This is a genomic window from Ruegeria sp. EL01 (genome assembly GCF_900313035.1).
In the GTDB taxonomy this organism is placed as follows: Bacteria; Pseudomonadota; Alphaproteobacteria; order Rhodobacterales; family Rhodobacteraceae; genus Ruegeria.
Genome location: NZ_OMPS01000048.1, coordinates 1 through 15,192 on the forward strand (window position 1 = coordinate 1; position 15,192 = coordinate 15,192).

Consider the following 15,192-nt stretch of genomic DNA (forward strand, 5'->3'; position numbering starts at 1 on the left):
CCTGATCGAAGAAGAAGGCACTGCCGAAGATATCTTTACGTCCCCCGAATCCGAACGGCTTCGGGGCTTTCTCTCCGCCACTCAGGCGGCATAATTTTCAGGAAGAAACAAACTGGGGAGTAACCAATGAAAAACCTGATTCTGACCACTGCAGCCCTGGCGCTGACCGCTGGCATGGCCATGGCGGACACCGTCCGCATGGGGACCGAGGGTGCCTATCCTCCGTACAACTTCATCAATGACGCCGGTGAGATCGACGGGTTCGAGCGTGAACTGGGTGATGAGCTGTGCAAACGCGCCGAACTGGACTGCGAATGGGTCAAGAATGACTGGGATTCGATCATTCCGAACCTGGTCTCGGGCAACTACGACACCATCGCAGCCGGGATGTCGATCACCGACGAACGCGACGAGGTCATCGACTTCACTCAGGATTATTTTCCACCGACCGCATCTGCATATGTCGCCACGTCTGACGCGGCCGATGTGACTGGCGGTGTTGTTGCAGCCCAAACCTCGACTATTCAGGCGGGTCATGTGGCAGAATCCGGCGCAACTCTGGTCGAATTCGCAACTCCGGAGGAAACAATCGCAGCCGTGCGTAACGGCGAAGCGGATGCCGTTCTGGCCGACCGCGACTATCTGGCTCCGTTGGTCGAGGAATCGGGTGGCGAACTGCTCTTTATCGGCGATCCGGTTCCGTTGGGCGGTGGTATCGGCATGGGCCTGCGTGAAAGCGACGGCGAGTTGCGCGGCAAGTTTGATGCAGCCATCACCTCGATGAAGGCGGATGGTTCACTGAACGAGATGCTCAAGAAGTGGTTTGGCGAAGAAACCGCCACCTACGGCACAGACGGCACAGTTGTAACCAACTAAGCCTTATGTCTTACGGTTCGGCGCGCCGCTAGCGCCGACCCGACCCCGACCGCGTGTCGGGCACGACGTTCGAAAGACGCCATATGTTCTCCTACTGCGCTGATCCCGATACGCTGGGCACATTCCGCTGGTTCTCGTGCTACCTGACCAACGGCGTGCATTGGTCGTTCTATCTGTCGTTCATCAAGGTTTTGGCCCTGCTGGCCGTCACCGCCCCTGTTGCACTTGGTTTTGGGTTCGCAGGCGCAATGGCGGCCCGGTCGCACGTCCCGCCGCTGAGCTGGCTTGGCAAGGCCTATATCGCCATCGTGCGCGGCGTACCGGACATCGCATTTTTCCTGTTCTTCGTCATCGCTCTGGATCAGGGGTTTGAGTGGATCCGTCACAAGGTCCTGTGTCCCGAGTGGACCGACCCAATCCGCCAGGGCAACGACTTCCTCGTCTGCCAGGCCGCCAAGCTGCCTTTGGGAACGTCACCAGAATGGGTGCATGAAACTTATGGTTTCTTCCTTGCGGTAATCACCTTCTCTATTGTCTTCGGAGCCTTCGCCGCCAACGTCCTGTTCGGCGGTATGCGCGCTGTTCCGCATGCGCAGCTAGAAACCGCCGAGGCTTATGGCATGACCCGCCGCCAGACCTTCTGGCGCGTCCTGGTGCCGCAGATGTGGGTCTATGCCCTGCCCGGCCTGTCGAATCTGTGGATGGTGCTGATCAAGGCCACGCCCTTGCTGTTCCTGCTGGGGATTGAGGACATCGTCTACTGGGCCCGCGAACTGGGCGGCACCAAGACCTCGAAATTCACACAATACCCGCATGGCGACTGGCGCATGTGGTACTTCCTTTTCCTACTGATCTTCTATCTCGGCATGACTCGCGTCTCAGAGCTCGGGCTGGAACGCGTGATGCGCCGCCTCGCCCATGGTCAGGCCACATCCGCCGGAGAGCTTCTGCGCAAGGAGACTACCGCATGACGACCTTGCTTCATCAGAACCTCAACCCCGTCCTCCGCGTGATTGGCGTGCAATCACCGCCACGCGTGCGGCCTCCTTTGCACGGAGCCCGCACATGAGCTGCATTCAGACCATTCAGGATTATGGCCTCCGCTCGATCGGTTTGGGCGAGCGACTGCTGCCCAAGAGTGACTTTACCCTGTGCGAGCAATTCACCCTGATCGGCTCGGGCATGATCTGGAATGTCTATTTTGGTGCCATGGCGCTGGCAACGGGGTTCTTCCTGGCCACCGCATTGGCAGTAAGCAAAGCCTCACCGAACAAATGGCTGCGCAAACCGGCTGAGTGGTTCATCTTCCTGTTCCGGGGCTCGCCGCTGTTTATCCAGTTCTTCTTTGCCTATTTCTTCTTCCTGTCGCTGAAGAAGACCTACCCGATGTTCGACGGCCTCACCTCGGCCTGGCTGGGTGCGCTGATCGTGCTGTTCCTGAACACCGCTGCCTACACCGGCGAGATCTTCTATGGCGCCCTACGCTCAATCCCCAAAGGCGATATCGAGGCGGCGGATGCCTATGGCATGTCCGGCTGGTCCCGGTTCCGTCGGATTGTCTGGCCCACCATGCTACGGCTGGCTTGGCCCGCCTACACTAACGAGGCGATCTTTCTGTTCCACGCCACCACGCTGGTCTTCTTCTCGGCCTTCCCCGCGTGGCAGCAACGGGGTGATGCGTTGTATTATGCCAGCTATTTCGCCGACAAAACGTTCAACCCGTTCGTCCCTTACCCGATCCTGGCGTTCTATTTCATCCTGCTGACGCTGGTGCTTATCTGGGGCTTTGGGTTGGTGAACAAACACCTGAACCGGCACTTGCCAACCGCCAGACGCACTAAAATGAAGCTCCGCCTGAACCTGGCGCGCTGATCAAATGGCGCGCCCGACACCGTCACCACAGAATTCAAGCGTATAGCGCGATATTATCCTGATTTTTTAGAGAGATGGTACCGCCTGCTGGATTCGAACCGGCGACCTCTGGATCCACAATCCAGCGCTCTAACCAACTGAGCTAAGGCGGCACTCGTGAGGGGCGATTTACCGAACGCGCCTCGGGAATGCAAGAGGATTAAAGCTGAATTCTCCAGCTTTGTTCAACAAGGTCGACGCCAAAAGACCGCACAGGTTTGCTATCTAACAACTTCCAGCCGTTTGCCCGGTACAATGCACAAGCCGCCTTATGACTTTCGTGGGTCCAAAGAGCCATTTCGTGATATCCAACGTCGCGTGCGAACCCTGTGCAGGTGGCCAACAGACGTCTCCCCAGCCCCAATCCGCGCGCCTGAGGAACCAAAAGAAACAACCTCAGCTTTGCAGTCTCTTGGGTCAGTGAGACACAGAATATGCTACCTAACCTCTGCCCGCCTTGTTCAGCAATCCAGCCCCGTTCCCGCGATGGGTCATGCTCGGCACTGAAATCGTCCAAAATCTGCGCCACGAGCTGGCCAAAGCTATCGTCAAACCCTTCGGCCTGCGAATACAGCGTCCCGTGCTGTTCGACCAACCAGGGTGCGTCATCGGGGTGAAACGGTCTGAGAACAACGTCTTCCATACCCCACCTGATAGCAAAGGTGACTTGATTCTCAACCCTTCGCGCGCTAGCACGAACGCTCAGTCCCGGAGGCACACATGGGCATTAACACCGAACGCGACATTCAGGCGAACCTTCAGATCGGGCCGACAGATCACGGCATGGTGCGACTGTTCATCGAGGCGGATGGGGTCGAAGTTCCAATGGACTTCGAACCCGAGGAAGCCGAAGAAATCGCAGACGAACTCCGCGCTGCCGCGCAGGCCGCCCGGGCGGTCAAAGCCTAGGGTCACGCAGCATCTGCAAGCGGCGCGCTGCATCCGTAGCAAACTTCTGGATCATCTTCTTGCGTCGGGCCGGAGCAACCTTGTCTTCGGGGGCCATCCGTATGATCTCGGCATCATAGGCGTCTGCTATGATCAGCCCCGTTTCGTCGGGCAGTAGATCGGTTGGAAATTCAGTATCCACAGCCCAGAAAAACCGATCGCACCAGTCCAGATACCCATGCCATTTGGAATCTGACTGAAAATCCGCGCGGCTGGACTTGCACTCAATCACCCAGAGCTCGCCCTTGGGTCCCAACCCCATGACATCCACCCGCAACCCACGTTGCGGCACGAATTCCTCAACAGACACAAAGCCATGCGCGCTCAGGTGGCGCGATACGCCGCGTGCCAGTTTCTGTCCGGGTTGCAGATCCAAAGTCATGTCAGGAATGTGAACAATTAGCGAACAAAAGTAAAGCGGGCCACGGCCTTGACATAATACCATTTGGTATCTTATTTATGTGAAACCAAATGGTATCTCAATTGAGGTTACTGATGAACACCCAAGCCCAAAACGCGTTTCGCGCCCTCGCCGATCCTACCCGTCGGGACATCGTGCAAATCCTTGCCACCCAAGAGATGACGATCGGGCAACTCACTGACCGGTTCGATATGACCCGCGCCGCCGTCAAAAAGCACCTAACCGTGCTCTCGGACGGTGGATTGATTTCGGTCGAAGCGCGCGGAAGAGAACGTATCAACCGCCTTGAACCTCAGGGCATGGCCCCAGTGCTCGACTGGCTCAGCTATTTCGATCAGTTCTGGGATGATCGCCTCAACTCTCTCAAAGAAGCTATTGAAAGGAAAAGGAAATGACTGATGCTGTTCTGCAAAAGACAATCTTTCTACGCGCTGAGCCTGAAACTGTCTGGGCCTATCTGACTGAACCGGACAGGTTGGCAGAATGGTTCCACAAACCCGAACGTCCACTGGCCCAAGGGAAAAAGCTGGAGATGTTTGGAACCACCAGTGGCGATCTGCTGATCTGGGGAGAGGTGCGGGTTGCACAGCCGCCGAAGTATCTGGAATACACGTTCACTGTCAAACCCATGGGGGACGCTGTGAGCGTGGTCAAATGGACTCTGGACCCTGTCGCAGGTGGCACTCGTCTTGGCCTTCAGCACGAAGGCTTGCCGCAAGGCGCCGAAGCCTTTGGTCTGATCCTAGCCCTGGACAACGGATGGGACGAACATTTCGGCAAGATGCGTACTGCGTTGCACGAAACTGTTGACGCCTGACCCCTTGTGCAAGCCCGCCTCACACCCTACTTAGGCGCGTGGCGGGTTCTGCCCTTCTTGTGACAGGTAGCATTCTGGTGGCCTTAAGCAATTCCGAGGGGGCTGGCTCTGTTCAGGTCCTGGCCTGATTACCTGGCGCCCACCTGTACATACAGGTCCTCGGGAATCAAACCACACGGTTGACTGGTGGTCCCGCCACACTTCTTGCCCTGATATCAGCGCCCTGCTTGGGCTTCTTGCCTTGCAACTGCGGGTTCAAAGATGTGCGCCACAGGGGTACCGCGGCGTGGGCCTTGCGGTTTCTCAGCCATGCTCATGATCGCATAGGCAAACTGCACGCCAGCAAAGACAATCCCGTTCATGAACCAGATCATGACAAGGGCAATCAGGCCAATCTCAGAGCTTGTGATCAAGTGGCGCAGGTTGGCGACGTTCAGGGCCAAAAGGACCCCGACAAACACCGCCGAAATAGCAAATCCCCAAGCAACCTGAGTGATGTATAGGCGGATCAGTTTGGGCATGACGAACCTCCTTGCGCTATGACATTCAGTCTAGAGCATGTCGGGTTCGGGTAAACGTGTCAGAACGCCTCGGGCTTGGCCTCGTGGGCCATGTGATCCAGAACGGCGTTGACGAATTTGGGCTCTTTTCCTTCGGGGAAAAAGGCGCGGGCCACGTCGACAAATTCAGTGATCACCACCTTGGGCGGCGTATCGCTTTGTGTCAGTTCGGCCCCCGCTGCGCGAAACAGCGCACGCAATGTTGGATCAATCCGGGAAATCGGCCATTTCGCGACCAGAGCACGGTCCGTCATCTGGTCGATGGGCGCCTGATAGTTCACGGCATCTTCCACCAGCCCGCGAAAGACCGAGATGTCGCCATCTAACATTTCCTCACCCTCATAGACGGCACCAAACCGGTGATCCAGAAACTCAACGACGACCTGCTCGGTCGTCTGGCCTGACTGCTCCATCTGGAACAGCGCCTGCACGGCGTAAAGCCGGGCGGCGGATTTCATCAGGCGTTTCCGGTTGGCCGGTTTTGGCGCGTCTTTCTGGGTCATGCTGTCGTGGATCCGTTGCTGTCGCCCGCCACAAGGATGGACTCGGACGGCGGTTTGAAGCCAACGCCCTTTTTCGAAGCGCCCCACTTACGGCTGAGTGCGATCAGATGCAAGGCCGCAGCGGCTGCACCACCGCCTTTATTCATCTTTTCCGGGTTTGCACGCACTTCGGCCTGATCATCATTCTCGACCGTCAGGATTCCGTTGCCGATGCACAGACCTTGCAGGCCCATCAACTGGATCGCGCGGCTGGAATCGTTGCACACCGTTTCATAATGCGTGGTCTCGCCGCGGATCACGCAACCCAGCGCCACATAGCCATCGAAATTACACTGCCGGTCGGCCATGGCGATGGCGGTTGGGATTTCCAGTGCTCCGGGCACTTCGACGACGTCACATGCGCCACCAACCCCTTCGATCTCGGCCCTGGCACCGGCGACCAGATTGTCCGCGATGGCGCGGTAGAACGGTGCTACCACAATCAGCAGTTTGACCGGGCGGTCGAATGTTGGTGTCGCCAGCACGCCGTGTTTGTCTTGTTCAGCCATGATCATTCCTCCTTGAGAATGGAGCGGCTTCCAACGATGGACAGGCCAAAGGCGTCCAGACCCAGATACTTGGTTTCAGGCGAGTCGGTCAGCAGGATCAATTCCTGTACGCCCATCTTGGACAGGATCTGCGCCCCTAGACCGGTTTGCTTGATAGTCCGCGGCCCCTCGTCTTCGACCGCGTAAAGCGAATTGCGCGGCTGACGGAACAGGCAGACCACGCCGCGTCCTTCAGCGGCGATGATTTCCATCGCGCGGGGCAGTTCCTGTGGTGGTTTGGGACCCAGGCCCAGAATGTCGGGCGCTTCATGTAGTGCATGGGTTCGGGTCAAAACCGGTTCGGGCGTGGTGATGTCACCTTTGATCATGACGACATGTTCGATGCCATGGGTCTGATCGGTGAAAATCCGCATCTCCCAATCGCCGCCATATTCCGAGGTGACCGTTTCACGCGAGGTTTCGACCACCAGATTGTCGTTGCGCGATCGATACGTGATCAGGTCACTGATGGTGCCGATTTTCATGTCGTGTTCTTTGGCAAAAGCCACCAGATCCGGCAGTCTCGCCATTGTGCCATCGGCCTTCATGATCTCACAGATCACGCCGGACGGGTTCAATCCTGCCAGCCGCGAGATATCGACTGCGGCTTCGGTATGTCCTGCACGCACCAGCACACCACCCCGCTTGGCCCGCAGTGGAAAAACATGACCGGGTGTCGCGATATGCGCCATTGTGTTTTGTTCGTTGATTGCGGTCGCCACGGTCAGCGCACGATCCCCGGCTGAAATCCCGGTCGACACGCCCTCGCGCGCCTCGATCGAAACGGTAAATGCCGTTTCGTGGCGCGAGGAGTTGTTCACTGCCATCATTGGTAGACCAAGCAAGTCGATCCGCTCCGCCGTCATCGGCAGACAGATCAGGCCGCGCCCATGGGTGGCCATGAAGTTGACCGCCTCGGCATCCGCAAACTCTGCAGCGATCACCAGATCGCCTTCGTTTTCGCGATCTTCATGATCTACCAGAATGTACATCCGGCCTTTGCGCGCCTCGTCGATGATCTCTTCGATCGGGCTGATCGCGTCACGCAGCTGGGCCTCGACTGGTCCGGGTGTTTCAAAGCTCATGGGGCAGCCTTTCACAAGAGCATATCTGCAGGGCGGGATAGACCACCGCGCGCCCAAAGGCCAGACCGCAAACGGCGCTGGTCGGTCAGGACGCGACGTTGCACGCGCCCATCAGATCAGGTCATTTCGGCCAAACGGGCAACGTAGCGCGCCAGGGTGTCAATCTCTAGGTTGACACGGTCCCCTTTTGATACGTCGCCCCAGGTCGTCACTTCCTTGGTGTGCGGAATGAAATTAATCCCGAAATCGCAGCCATCAACATCGTTTACGGTCAGCGAAGTGCCGTTCAAGGCAACCGATCCTTTGGGCGCGATGAAGCGGGCCAGATCCTTTGGTGCCCGCAAGGTGACACGGGTGCTGTCGCCTTCGTCAGCCACTTCGACCACGTCTGCCACACCATCGACATGCCCCGAGACAATGTGCCCGCCCAGTTCGTCACCAACCTTCAGAGCACGCTCCAGATTGATCCGCTTTCCGACGACCCAGCTTTCCAGATTGGTCTTGGACACGGTCTCGGCACTGATTTGGACGTCATACCAATCGTCACCCAACGCAATCACAGTCAGGCAAACGCCATCGCTGGCGATGGACGCACCGATATCGATACCTGCGGTGTCATAACCAGTCTTGATCCGCGCACGCAGGTCGCCTTGCTGCTCTAACTCGGCGACAGTGCCAACATCTGTGACTATCCCTGTAAACATTCTGTTAACCCTCAGCTCATAACCTGTGCCTGACTATCACCGTCGAGTTACGCGCAGTAACCCGGGCGGGCAAGCCCTGGCGTCTTGGAATTGGGCGAAACGGGCTTAGTTTTGACAATAACTAAGGCTAAAGCAGAATACATGCACCACTCGTTTTCAGGTTCCAAAGGTCGCGTCTTCCTGTTTTTGCAGGGGCCACATGGGCCATTCTTTAATGCGCTGGGGCGCATGCTGCGTGCCTCGGGGGCACAAACCTGGCGGGTAGGTTTCAATGCCGGGGATCGTGCCTTCTGGTCTGAAAAAGCAAGCTACATTCCCTTCCGAGACACGCTGGAACAATGGCCGGATGCATTGGTTAACCTGATTGTTGGCAAAGGTGTGACGGACATCGTACTTTATGGCGATACCCGCCCAAACCACGCGCGTGCGGCAGAAATCGCCAAATCCCGCGGCGTAATGGTTCATGTGTTCGAGGAAGGGTACCTTCGGCCATGGTGGGTGACCTACGAACGCGGCGGCTCGAACGGCAATTCACGCCTGATGTCATTGGACGTCGATCAGATGCAACAAGCGTTGGAGGCATCCGCGTCAAAGACTCCGCCACCGCCGTCCCATTGGGGGGACATGCGGCAGCACATATTCTACGGGGCGCTGTATCACTGGTTTGTTCTGTTCCTGAACGGGGGTTACCGAAACTTCAAGCGCCACCGGGAATTGCCGGTCTCGCGCGAATTCATGCTGTATTTCAAACGGCTGGTCCTTATGCCATTTCACAGGGTGCAGCGTAGATGGGCAACTGCGCGGGTACGATCAGGCGGATTTCCGTATCACCTTGCGTTGCTGCAACTGGGTCATGACAGCTCGGTCCAGGCTCACTCCGACTTTTCCAGCATGAGCGAATTTCTGGAGAAAGTGATCGAAGGTTTCGCCGAAGGCGCGCCCAAGCATCACCGGCTGGTTATTAAAGAGCACCCGTTGGAAAATCACCGCGAGCCGTTGCGTCGCCGTGTCCGGCAATTGTCGAAGGAGTATGGGATTCAGGGCCGAGTTCACTATGTGCCTGGCGGTAAGCTCGCCAAGCTGTTGGATGAGGCAAACTCTGCTGTGACGATCAACTCGACGGCTGGTCAGCAGGTTTTGTGGCGCGATATCCCGCTGCGCATCTTTGGGAAGTCAGTTTACGACAAACCTGAATTCGTCTCACAACAATCCATAGCCGCTTTTTTTGCCGATCCCAGCGCCGCTGACGGCGATGCGTACCGCAGTTACCGCCAATTTCTTTTGGAAACCAGCCAGATACCGGGTGGATTCTACTCCCGTCGCGGTCGCCGACAGCTGTTGCGGCGCATGGTGGACATGATGCTTAAGGTTCATGATCCTTACCAATCGGTCCTGAAAAGCAACGAGGCGATAACGCCACAGTTGAGAATCGTTGAGTAGTTCCAGCGATCTGCGACTAGAAGTTGCGATTCTAAAGCGGTACCCTGCCGAAAACTAAGAAACTTGAGGATATTCGGCAGTGCAGAGCTTTCCAATCCGATGGATGCGAGGGATTTCCCTTGTCGCGGCGTTTGGCCTTCTGGCCGCCTGCCAGCTTCCCAAGTCCGGGCCAAACAAAAACGAGATCCTGGCCGGCTCTGTCGAGAACGGCGGCAATGCGTTTGTTGTTGAGGTGGATGACCGCGTGGCCAAGGCCACGTCCTCTGTCCCGCGATATGGGTTTTCTTCCTCGTTCAGCACCGCGCAGACTCTGACGGCAGATACAGTGCGACCGGGTGATGTCCTTGGCTTGACCATCTGGGAAAACGTCGACGATGGCCTTTTGTCCGGGGAAACCGGTGCGGCCACCGCACTGGACGAAGTTCAAGTGGACAGCGAAGGATTTATTTTCGTCCCCTATGCAGGTCGCATGCGCGCTGCAGGCAATACGCCAGAGCAACTGCGTGTTTTGATTACAAACAAGCTTCAGGAACAAACACCTGACCCTCAGGTCGAAGTACGCCGTGTTGCTGGGGATGGTTCAACCGTCTCCCTGACGGGAACCGTTGCGGCACCTGGTATCTATCCGATTGAACGGCCTACCCGTTCTTTGCTGGGTATGTTGTCTCAGGCCGGCGGCGTGTCTGTCGCCTCGGATATTGCGCTCGTGACCCTGATCCGCGGCGATCAGAAAGGGACAATCTGGTACGAGGACTTGTTCCGCAATCCCAGACTTGATGTGGCCTTGCGCGGCGGGGATCGCATTCTGGTGGAAGAAGACAGCCGATCCTACATCGCATTGGGTGCCACGGGCGGGCAATCTAGGGTCGCGTTTGAAAGTCAGGATCTTTCCGCGCTTGAGGCCTTGGCGCAGGTTGGCGGATTGCTGACCCTGTCATCGGATCCTACTGGCATCTTTATTCTTCGCAACGAACGGCAGGATGTCGCTCGTAAAGTGATGGGGCGCGCGGATCTGCAAGGCAATCAACGCTTGATTTACCTGCTGAACCTAACAGCACCAAACGGCCTGTTCGTTGCGCGGGATTTTGTTATCCGGGACGATGACACAATCTATGTGACCGAAGCCCCCTACGCCCAGTGGAGCAAATCGATCTCGCTGATTGCGGGCGGTCTGACCCCGGTTGCAAACATAGCCACCCTGACAGGTAACTGATGAATGGTCCTGGACCGGGACACCGCAGCCGGGGCTGAGCGCACCCGGCTGTTTGTCTACAACGGTGGTTTTCTCACAAACCGACGCATCAGGCGCATTCTTTCCCTGTCCGGGTATGACATACGTCTAGGCCTGCCCCAGCAAGGCGATGTTGTTGGTGTCTGGGGAAACAGCCCAACCGCCCATCGCGGGATGCGGATCGCCAGCAAACATGATGCTCCGATCCTGCGCGTTGAAGATGCCTTCCTCAGATCGCTTCACCCTGGTCGGGGGGGCGAAGCACCGGTGGGTCTGTTGTTGGATCAAACCGGCGTGCATTTTGACCCGGAAATCCCGTCGGGCCTTGAAACCCTTTTGTCTACGCATCCGCTTGATGACACCGCCTTGCTGGATCGGGCACGTGGCGCAATTGAGCGGCTGAAGGAACTACATCTCAGCAAATACTCGGCTTTTGACTTGGATGTTCCACCACCAGAACCCGGTTATGTTCTTGTTGTCGATCAAACTCAAGGCGATGCGGCTGTGACGGCCAGTGGTGGCGACCACGCCCGATTCCGGGAAATGCTGGTGATCGCTCAGGAAGAAAACCCCGGTATGCGTGTTCTCATCAAAACGCATCCGGAAACGCTTGCCGGTCACCGCGACGGGTATTTCTCGGATCTGGACCAGTCAGATCGGGTGTCTGTTCTGCGCAAGCCAATCAGCCCGTGGTCATTGCTGGATGGCGCTGTCGGCGTTTACACACTGTCTTCGCAAATGGGGTTCGAGGCGATCTTGGCGGGCCACAAACCGCGCGTTTTCGGTCAGCCATTTTATGCTGGGTGGGGCCTAACGCAGGACGAGAACCCAATCCCACGCCGCCAACGCAACCTGACCCGGGCCCAGTTGTTTGCTGCAGCCATGCTGCTCTACCCGACTTGGTACAACCCTTATCGGGATCAGCTTTGTGAACTGGAAACCGTATTGGACACGCTAGAGGCGCACACGCGGGCGTGGCGTCAGGATCATATGGGCTGGACCGCCTCGGGGATGCGTCTGTGGAAGCGTAAGCACCTGCAGCAAATGTTTGGGCGACACCAAAAGGTCTGGTTTTCTTCGACAACGCCTACCGTATCGAAACGTCCGCATATGGTTTGGGCAAATCAAGCCCGGGGCATCGAAGACGTCATACGGGTCGAGGACGGTTTCCTGCGCTCGCGTGGATTAGGGGCCGAACTTGTGCCCCCGATCTCGCTGGTGACGGATGATCTGGGGATTTACTACGATCCAACACGACCCAGCAGGTTGGAAGACCTGATCGCAAAACGTGAAACCCTGCGCCCCGATCAGGAACGGCGGGCCGAGCGTTTGGTGGGACAACTGCTCTCCAAAGGTTTGAGCAAGTACAATACGGGCAGCACCAAGCTCTCACTGCCCGAAGGCCATCGGGTCTTGGTCCCGGGGCAAGTTGAAGATGATGCGTCCATCTTGTTTGGAACCAGTGAGGTACGTACGAATATGGATCTGCTGCGTGCCGCGCGGGATGCGCATCCAAACGCAGTATTGATCTACAAACCCCATCCTGACGTTGAAGCTGGTCTGCGGAAAGGAAAGATTGAAGCCCACGACCTGGCAGATGTGGTTGCCGAAGACACGGACCCAGCTGCTTTGTTGGCGCATGTCAATGAGGTCTGGACCATGACCTCACTAACTGGATTCGAGGCGCTTTTGCGCGGAATAAAGGTCACAACGCAGGGGGCACCTTTTTATGCGGGCTGGGGGCTGACCACCGACCTGGGCACGGTTCCGGCTCGCCGGGGCGCGCGACCTTCTCTGATGGGTTTGGTTCATGCGACGTTGATCGACTACCCACGATATATCGACCCCGTCACGGGACAGCCCTGCCCCGTCGAAATCGCCGTTGAACGCTTGTCCAACAGTCACACGATGCAAACCGGTCCGCTGAACCGTATCATATCTAAATTGCAGGGCGTCTTCGCAACCTATGCCCATCTGTGGCGCTAAGCCCTACCTACAGCGTAGATCGCCGCCATCGGTGCAGAACATCGCCTCCCAAAGCGCGCGTTTCGGCGAGTTCGAACCGAGGAGCGGCATCCAGTTTCTCGAGACCCAGCGTTCCAACAGCAGCAAGGCCTTCTGCCCCAATTGCCAACCCGGCAGTGAAGCCGACCAACTCGTCAACCAGATCTTCGGCGAGTAGTGAGGCAGCCAGCGCCGCGCCGCCTTCGCAGAAGACGCTTGTCAAACCTGCTTGTCCCAATTGCAGCAGCACATCGGCCGCATCAATATGATGATCCTGCAAGGCGCAGGGGATCAAACGTGCGTTCAACCCCTCCCACGCCCGCGCCCGATCTGCATCCGGGTGTGGTCCATGGCACAACCAGACCGGAATTTCGGACGCCGTGCGCGCCAGCTGACCCATCAACGGTAAATCCATATGCCGCGACACGACAACACGCACCGGCTGATGGAGTACGCCAAGATCTCGCACCGTCAAAGACGGATCATCTGCGCGGGCCGTACCTGCGCCGACCATCACCGCATCATGACGCGCACGCATTGCGTGAACCGCGCGCCGCGACGTTGGGCTGGTGATCCATTGGCTGTGGCCTGTCGCGGTCGCGATCCGTCCATCAAAGCTGCTGGCCAGTTTCAGCGTTACAAAAGGGCGGACCTGTTCCGTTTTCAGAAAGAAGCCAGCCAGATCCTGCGCCGCCTGATCGGCCAAAACACCGGTTTCAACTTCGATCCCCGCATCGCGTAGCATTGCAAAGCCCTGCCCCGCAACGCGCGGATCACTGTCTTCAATCGCAGCAACGACCCGACTTATGCCGGCAGCAATCAAAGCTTCGGCGCAAGGAGGTGTTTTGCCATGATGAGCACAGGGTTCCAGTGAAACATAGGCCGTCGCGCCACGCGCTGCCGAACCGGCCTGCGTCAATGCTTCGGTCTCGGCATGGGGTCGCCCACCGGGCTGTGTCCACCCCCGGCCAACAATCCGCCCGTCCTGCACGATAACGCACCCGACAGCCGGGTTAGGCCAACATCTGCCTTGGCCGCGTTGGCCCAAAGACAAGGCCAGCGCCATAAATCGCCTATCTGTGTCGCTCACTCGTCCGTCGAAGGCTGCGGCGGACGCAGTTCGTGGACAAACTCCTCGAAATCATCGGCCGCCTGGAAATTCTTATATACGCTCGCAAAGCGAACATAGGCGACGGTATCGATCCGCGCCAGAGCTTCCATGACGATTTCCCCGATCTTGCTGGACGGGATATCCGTATCGCCCATGCTTTCCAAACGGCGCACAATGCCCGAGATCATCTGATCAATCCGTTCAGGATCAACCGGGCGTTTTTGCATCGAGATGCGGATCGAGCGTTCCAGCTTGTCCCGATCAAAATCTTCCCGTTTACCGTTGGTTTTAATGACGACCAGATCGCGCAGTTGAACGCGCTCATATGTCGTGAACCGACCCCCACAGGCCGGGCAGAATCTACGCCTGCGGATCGCGACGTGATCCTCTGCCGGGCGTGAATCCTTGACCTGAGTATCGATGTTTCCGCAAAACGGGCAGCGCATCCGCCGTCTCCTCGTCCCTTGTTCGGCCTCTTTTTGTAAGCGCTACGGCTTACTTATCCACAACTATAGGGCAGCCGCTAGGATTTGGGTAGTCGGAATTTTGCACCGCTAAATAAAGTGTCAGCCAAGATGGGCTGCGACCAACCGTGTATGGGGCGATGTGCGATGTTCGACCAGGTAAACACCCTGCCATGTGCCAAGAAGCGGGCGCCCCTGAGACACAGGAATCGACAACGACACCGGCATCAAAGCGGCTTTGATGTGCGCGGGCATATCGTCTGGTCCTTCATAGGTGTGCCGCAGATACGCCATAGACGGGTGGTCTGACGGAGGAACGAGCCGGTCGAAAAACGCGCGCAGATCTGTTTGCACTTCCGGGTCGGCATTCTCTTGGATCAACAAAGAACAGGAGGTGTGGCGAACGAACAGGGTCAACACCCCATCCTTCGCCGCCAGATCTGACCACCGAACTATCTCATCGGTGAATTCATAGAGACCCGGCCCCTGTGTTTGAATGGTGAATTCTGCCAGCAATTCGAGCCCCCCAT

Annotated in this window: 19 protein-coding genes, 1 tRNA gene and 1 pseudogene; 10 read left to right on the top strand and 11 right to left on the bottom strand. The window is 57.5% G+C overall.

Annotated features, from left to right (window positions below; all coding sequences use genetic code 11):
- The 4 genes and pseudogenes from D9K61_RS27645 to D9K61_RS24155 all read left to right on the top strand — a co-directional run.
- Window positions 1–94, top strand: a pseudogene (locus D9K61_RS27645) (amino acid ABC transporter ATP-binding protein); the annotation flags it as partial.
- A 32-nt stretch (window positions 95–126) separates the two neighbouring features.
- Complete coding sequence (locus tag D9K61_RS24145) at window positions 127–876, top strand: transporter substrate-binding domain-containing protein (protein ID WP_120635777.1); 750 nt, start codon at window positions 127–129, stop codon at window positions 874–876.
- 83 nt (window positions 877–959) lie between these two features.
- Window positions 960–1,847 carry an ABC transporter permease gene (locus D9K61_RS24150; protein ID WP_120635778.1) on the top strand — a complete coding sequence of 296 codons (888 nt, stop codon included), beginning with the start codon at window positions 960–962 and terminating at the stop codon, window positions 1,845–1,847.
- A gap of 94 nt (window positions 1,848–1,941) precedes the next feature.
- Window positions 1,942–2,748, top strand: coding sequence for an ABC transporter permease (locus D9K61_RS24155; RefSeq protein WP_120635779.1), 807 nt, complete (start codon window positions 1,942–1,944; stop codon window positions 2,746–2,748).
- A gap of 75 nt (window positions 2,749–2,823) precedes the next feature.
- Here D9K61_RS24155 and D9K61_RS24160 read toward each other — a convergent pair.
- Both D9K61_RS24160 and D9K61_RS24165 read right to left on the bottom strand, forming a co-directional pair.
- Window positions 2,824–2,900: transfer RNA gene (locus D9K61_RS24160), tRNA-His, on the bottom strand.
- A gap of 47 nt (window positions 2,901–2,947) precedes the next feature.
- The gene (locus D9K61_RS24165; RefSeq protein ID WP_120635780.1) at window positions 2,948–3,430 is read right to left on the bottom strand and encodes a GNAT family N-acetyltransferase; all 483 of its coding nucleotides are present in this window, start codon (window positions 3,428–3,430) and stop codon (window positions 2,948–2,950) included.
- Between the two features lie 77 nt (window positions 3,431–3,507).
- Between D9K61_RS24165 and D9K61_RS24170 the strand changes: the two genes are divergently transcribed.
- The gene (locus D9K61_RS24170) at window positions 3,508–3,696 is read left to right on the top strand and encodes a DUF6324 family protein (protein WP_120635781.1); all 189 of its coding nucleotides are present in this window, start codon (window positions 3,508–3,510) and stop codon (window positions 3,694–3,696) included.
- Here D9K61_RS24170 and D9K61_RS24175 read toward each other — a convergent pair.
- On the bottom strand, window positions 3,686–4,117 hold the full coding sequence (locus tag D9K61_RS24175; RefSeq protein ID WP_120635782.1) for an MmcB family DNA repair protein: 432 nt from the start codon (window positions 4,115–4,117) through the stop codon (window positions 3,686–3,688). The two genes, D9K61_RS24170 and D9K61_RS24175, sit on opposite strands and share 11 nt — an antisense overlap.
- 113 nt (window positions 4,118–4,230) lie before the next feature.
- Here D9K61_RS24175 and D9K61_RS24180 point away from each other — a divergent pair, with 113 nt between their 5' ends.
- Together D9K61_RS24180 and D9K61_RS24185 are read left to right on the top strand one after the other, a co-directional pair.
- Window positions 4,231–4,551: a helix-turn-helix transcriptional regulator gene (locus D9K61_RS24180; protein ID WP_120636168.1), complete on the top strand. Its 321-nt coding sequence runs from the start codon at window positions 4,231–4,233 to the stop codon at window positions 4,549–4,551.
- Window positions 4,548–4,973 carry an SRPBCC domain-containing protein gene (locus tag D9K61_RS24185; protein WP_120635783.1) on the top strand — a complete coding sequence of 142 codons (426 nt, stop codon included), beginning with the start codon at window positions 4,548–4,550 and terminating at the stop codon, window positions 4,971–4,973. The genes D9K61_RS24180 and D9K61_RS24185 overlap by 4 nt, the downstream gene beginning before the upstream one ends.
- A 215-nt stretch (window positions 4,974–5,188) precedes the next feature.
- Here D9K61_RS24185 and D9K61_RS24190 read toward each other — a convergent pair whose 3' ends face one another.
- The 5 genes from D9K61_RS24190 to D9K61_RS24210 all read right to left on the bottom strand — a co-directional run bounded on the left by D9K61_RS24190 (window position 5,189) and on the right by D9K61_RS24210 (window position 8,412).
- Window positions 5,189–5,494 carry a hypothetical protein gene (locus D9K61_RS24190; RefSeq protein ID WP_120635784.1) on the bottom strand — a complete coding sequence of 102 codons (306 nt, stop codon included), beginning with the start codon at window positions 5,492–5,494 and terminating at the stop codon, window positions 5,189–5,191.
- 59 nt (window positions 5,495–5,553) lie between these two features.
- Entirely contained in the window at window positions 5,554–6,036 is a 483-nt protein-coding gene (gene nusB, locus D9K61_RS24195; RefSeq protein WP_120635785.1) for a transcription antitermination factor NusB, read from the bottom strand.
- Entirely contained in the window at window positions 6,033–6,584 is a 552-nt protein-coding gene (locus D9K61_RS24200) for a 6,7-dimethyl-8-ribityllumazine synthase (protein WP_120636169.1), read from the bottom strand. The genes nusB and D9K61_RS24200 overlap by 4 nt, the downstream gene beginning before the upstream one ends.
- A 2-nt stretch (window positions 6,585–6,586) precedes the next feature.
- Window positions 6,587–7,708: a 3,4-dihydroxy-2-butanone-4-phosphate synthase gene (ribB, locus tag D9K61_RS24205; RefSeq protein ID WP_120635786.1), complete on the bottom strand. Its 1,122-nt coding sequence runs from the start codon at window positions 7,706–7,708 to the stop codon at window positions 6,587–6,589.
- A 116-nt stretch (window positions 7,709–7,824) separates the two neighbouring features.
- A complete protein-coding gene (locus D9K61_RS24210; protein WP_120635787.1) occupies window positions 7,825–8,412 on the bottom strand; it encodes a riboflavin synthase in 588 nt (195 codons plus the stop codon).
- 141 nt (window positions 8,413–8,553) lie between these two features.
- On the opposite strand from D9K61_RS24210, the gene D9K61_RS24215 reads away from it, so the two are divergent.
- From D9K61_RS24215 to D9K61_RS24225, 3 genes are all read left to right on the top strand, one after another.
- A complete protein-coding gene (locus tag D9K61_RS24215; RefSeq protein WP_120635788.1) occupies window positions 8,554–9,852 on the top strand; it encodes a capsule biosynthesis protein in 1,299 nt (432 codons plus the stop codon).
- Between the two features lie 103 nt (window positions 9,853–9,955).
- On the top strand, window positions 9,956–11,065 hold the full coding sequence (locus tag D9K61_RS24220) for a polysaccharide biosynthesis/export family protein (RefSeq protein WP_174235129.1): 1,110 nt from the start codon (window positions 9,956–9,958) through the stop codon (window positions 11,063–11,065).
- A 3-nt stretch (window positions 11,066–11,068) separates the two neighbouring features.
- Complete coding sequence (locus D9K61_RS24225; RefSeq protein WP_120635790.1) at window positions 11,069–13,069, top strand: capsular polysaccharide biosynthesis protein; 2,001 nt, start codon at window positions 11,069–11,071, stop codon at window positions 13,067–13,069.
- Window positions 13,070–13,076: 7 nt separating this feature from the next.
- On the opposite strand, the gene ribD is transcribed toward D9K61_RS24225, so the two are convergent.
- The 3 genes from ribD to D9K61_RS24240 form a co-directional block, all read right to left on the bottom strand.
- Window positions 13,077–14,177 (bottom strand): bifunctional diaminohydroxyphosphoribosylaminopyrimidine deaminase/5-amino-6-(5-phosphoribosylamino)uracil reductase RibD, encoded by a 1,101-nt coding sequence (gene ribD, locus D9K61_RS24230; protein WP_256386778.1) that lies wholly within the window; start codon window positions 14,175–14,177, stop codon window positions 13,077–13,079.
- A complete protein-coding gene (nrdR, locus tag D9K61_RS24235; RefSeq protein ID WP_120635792.1) occupies window positions 14,174–14,644 on the bottom strand; it encodes a transcriptional regulator NrdR in 471 nt (156 codons plus the stop codon). Before nrdR ends, ribD begins: the two co-directional genes overlap by 4 nt.
- 120 nt (window positions 14,645–14,764) lie before the next feature.
- Window positions 14,765–15,178: a secondary thiamine-phosphate synthase enzyme YjbQ gene (locus tag D9K61_RS24240; protein ID WP_120635793.1), complete on the bottom strand. Its 414-nt coding sequence runs from the start codon at window positions 15,176–15,178 to the stop codon at window positions 14,765–14,767.
- Window positions 15,179–15,192 lie beyond the last annotated feature (14 nt).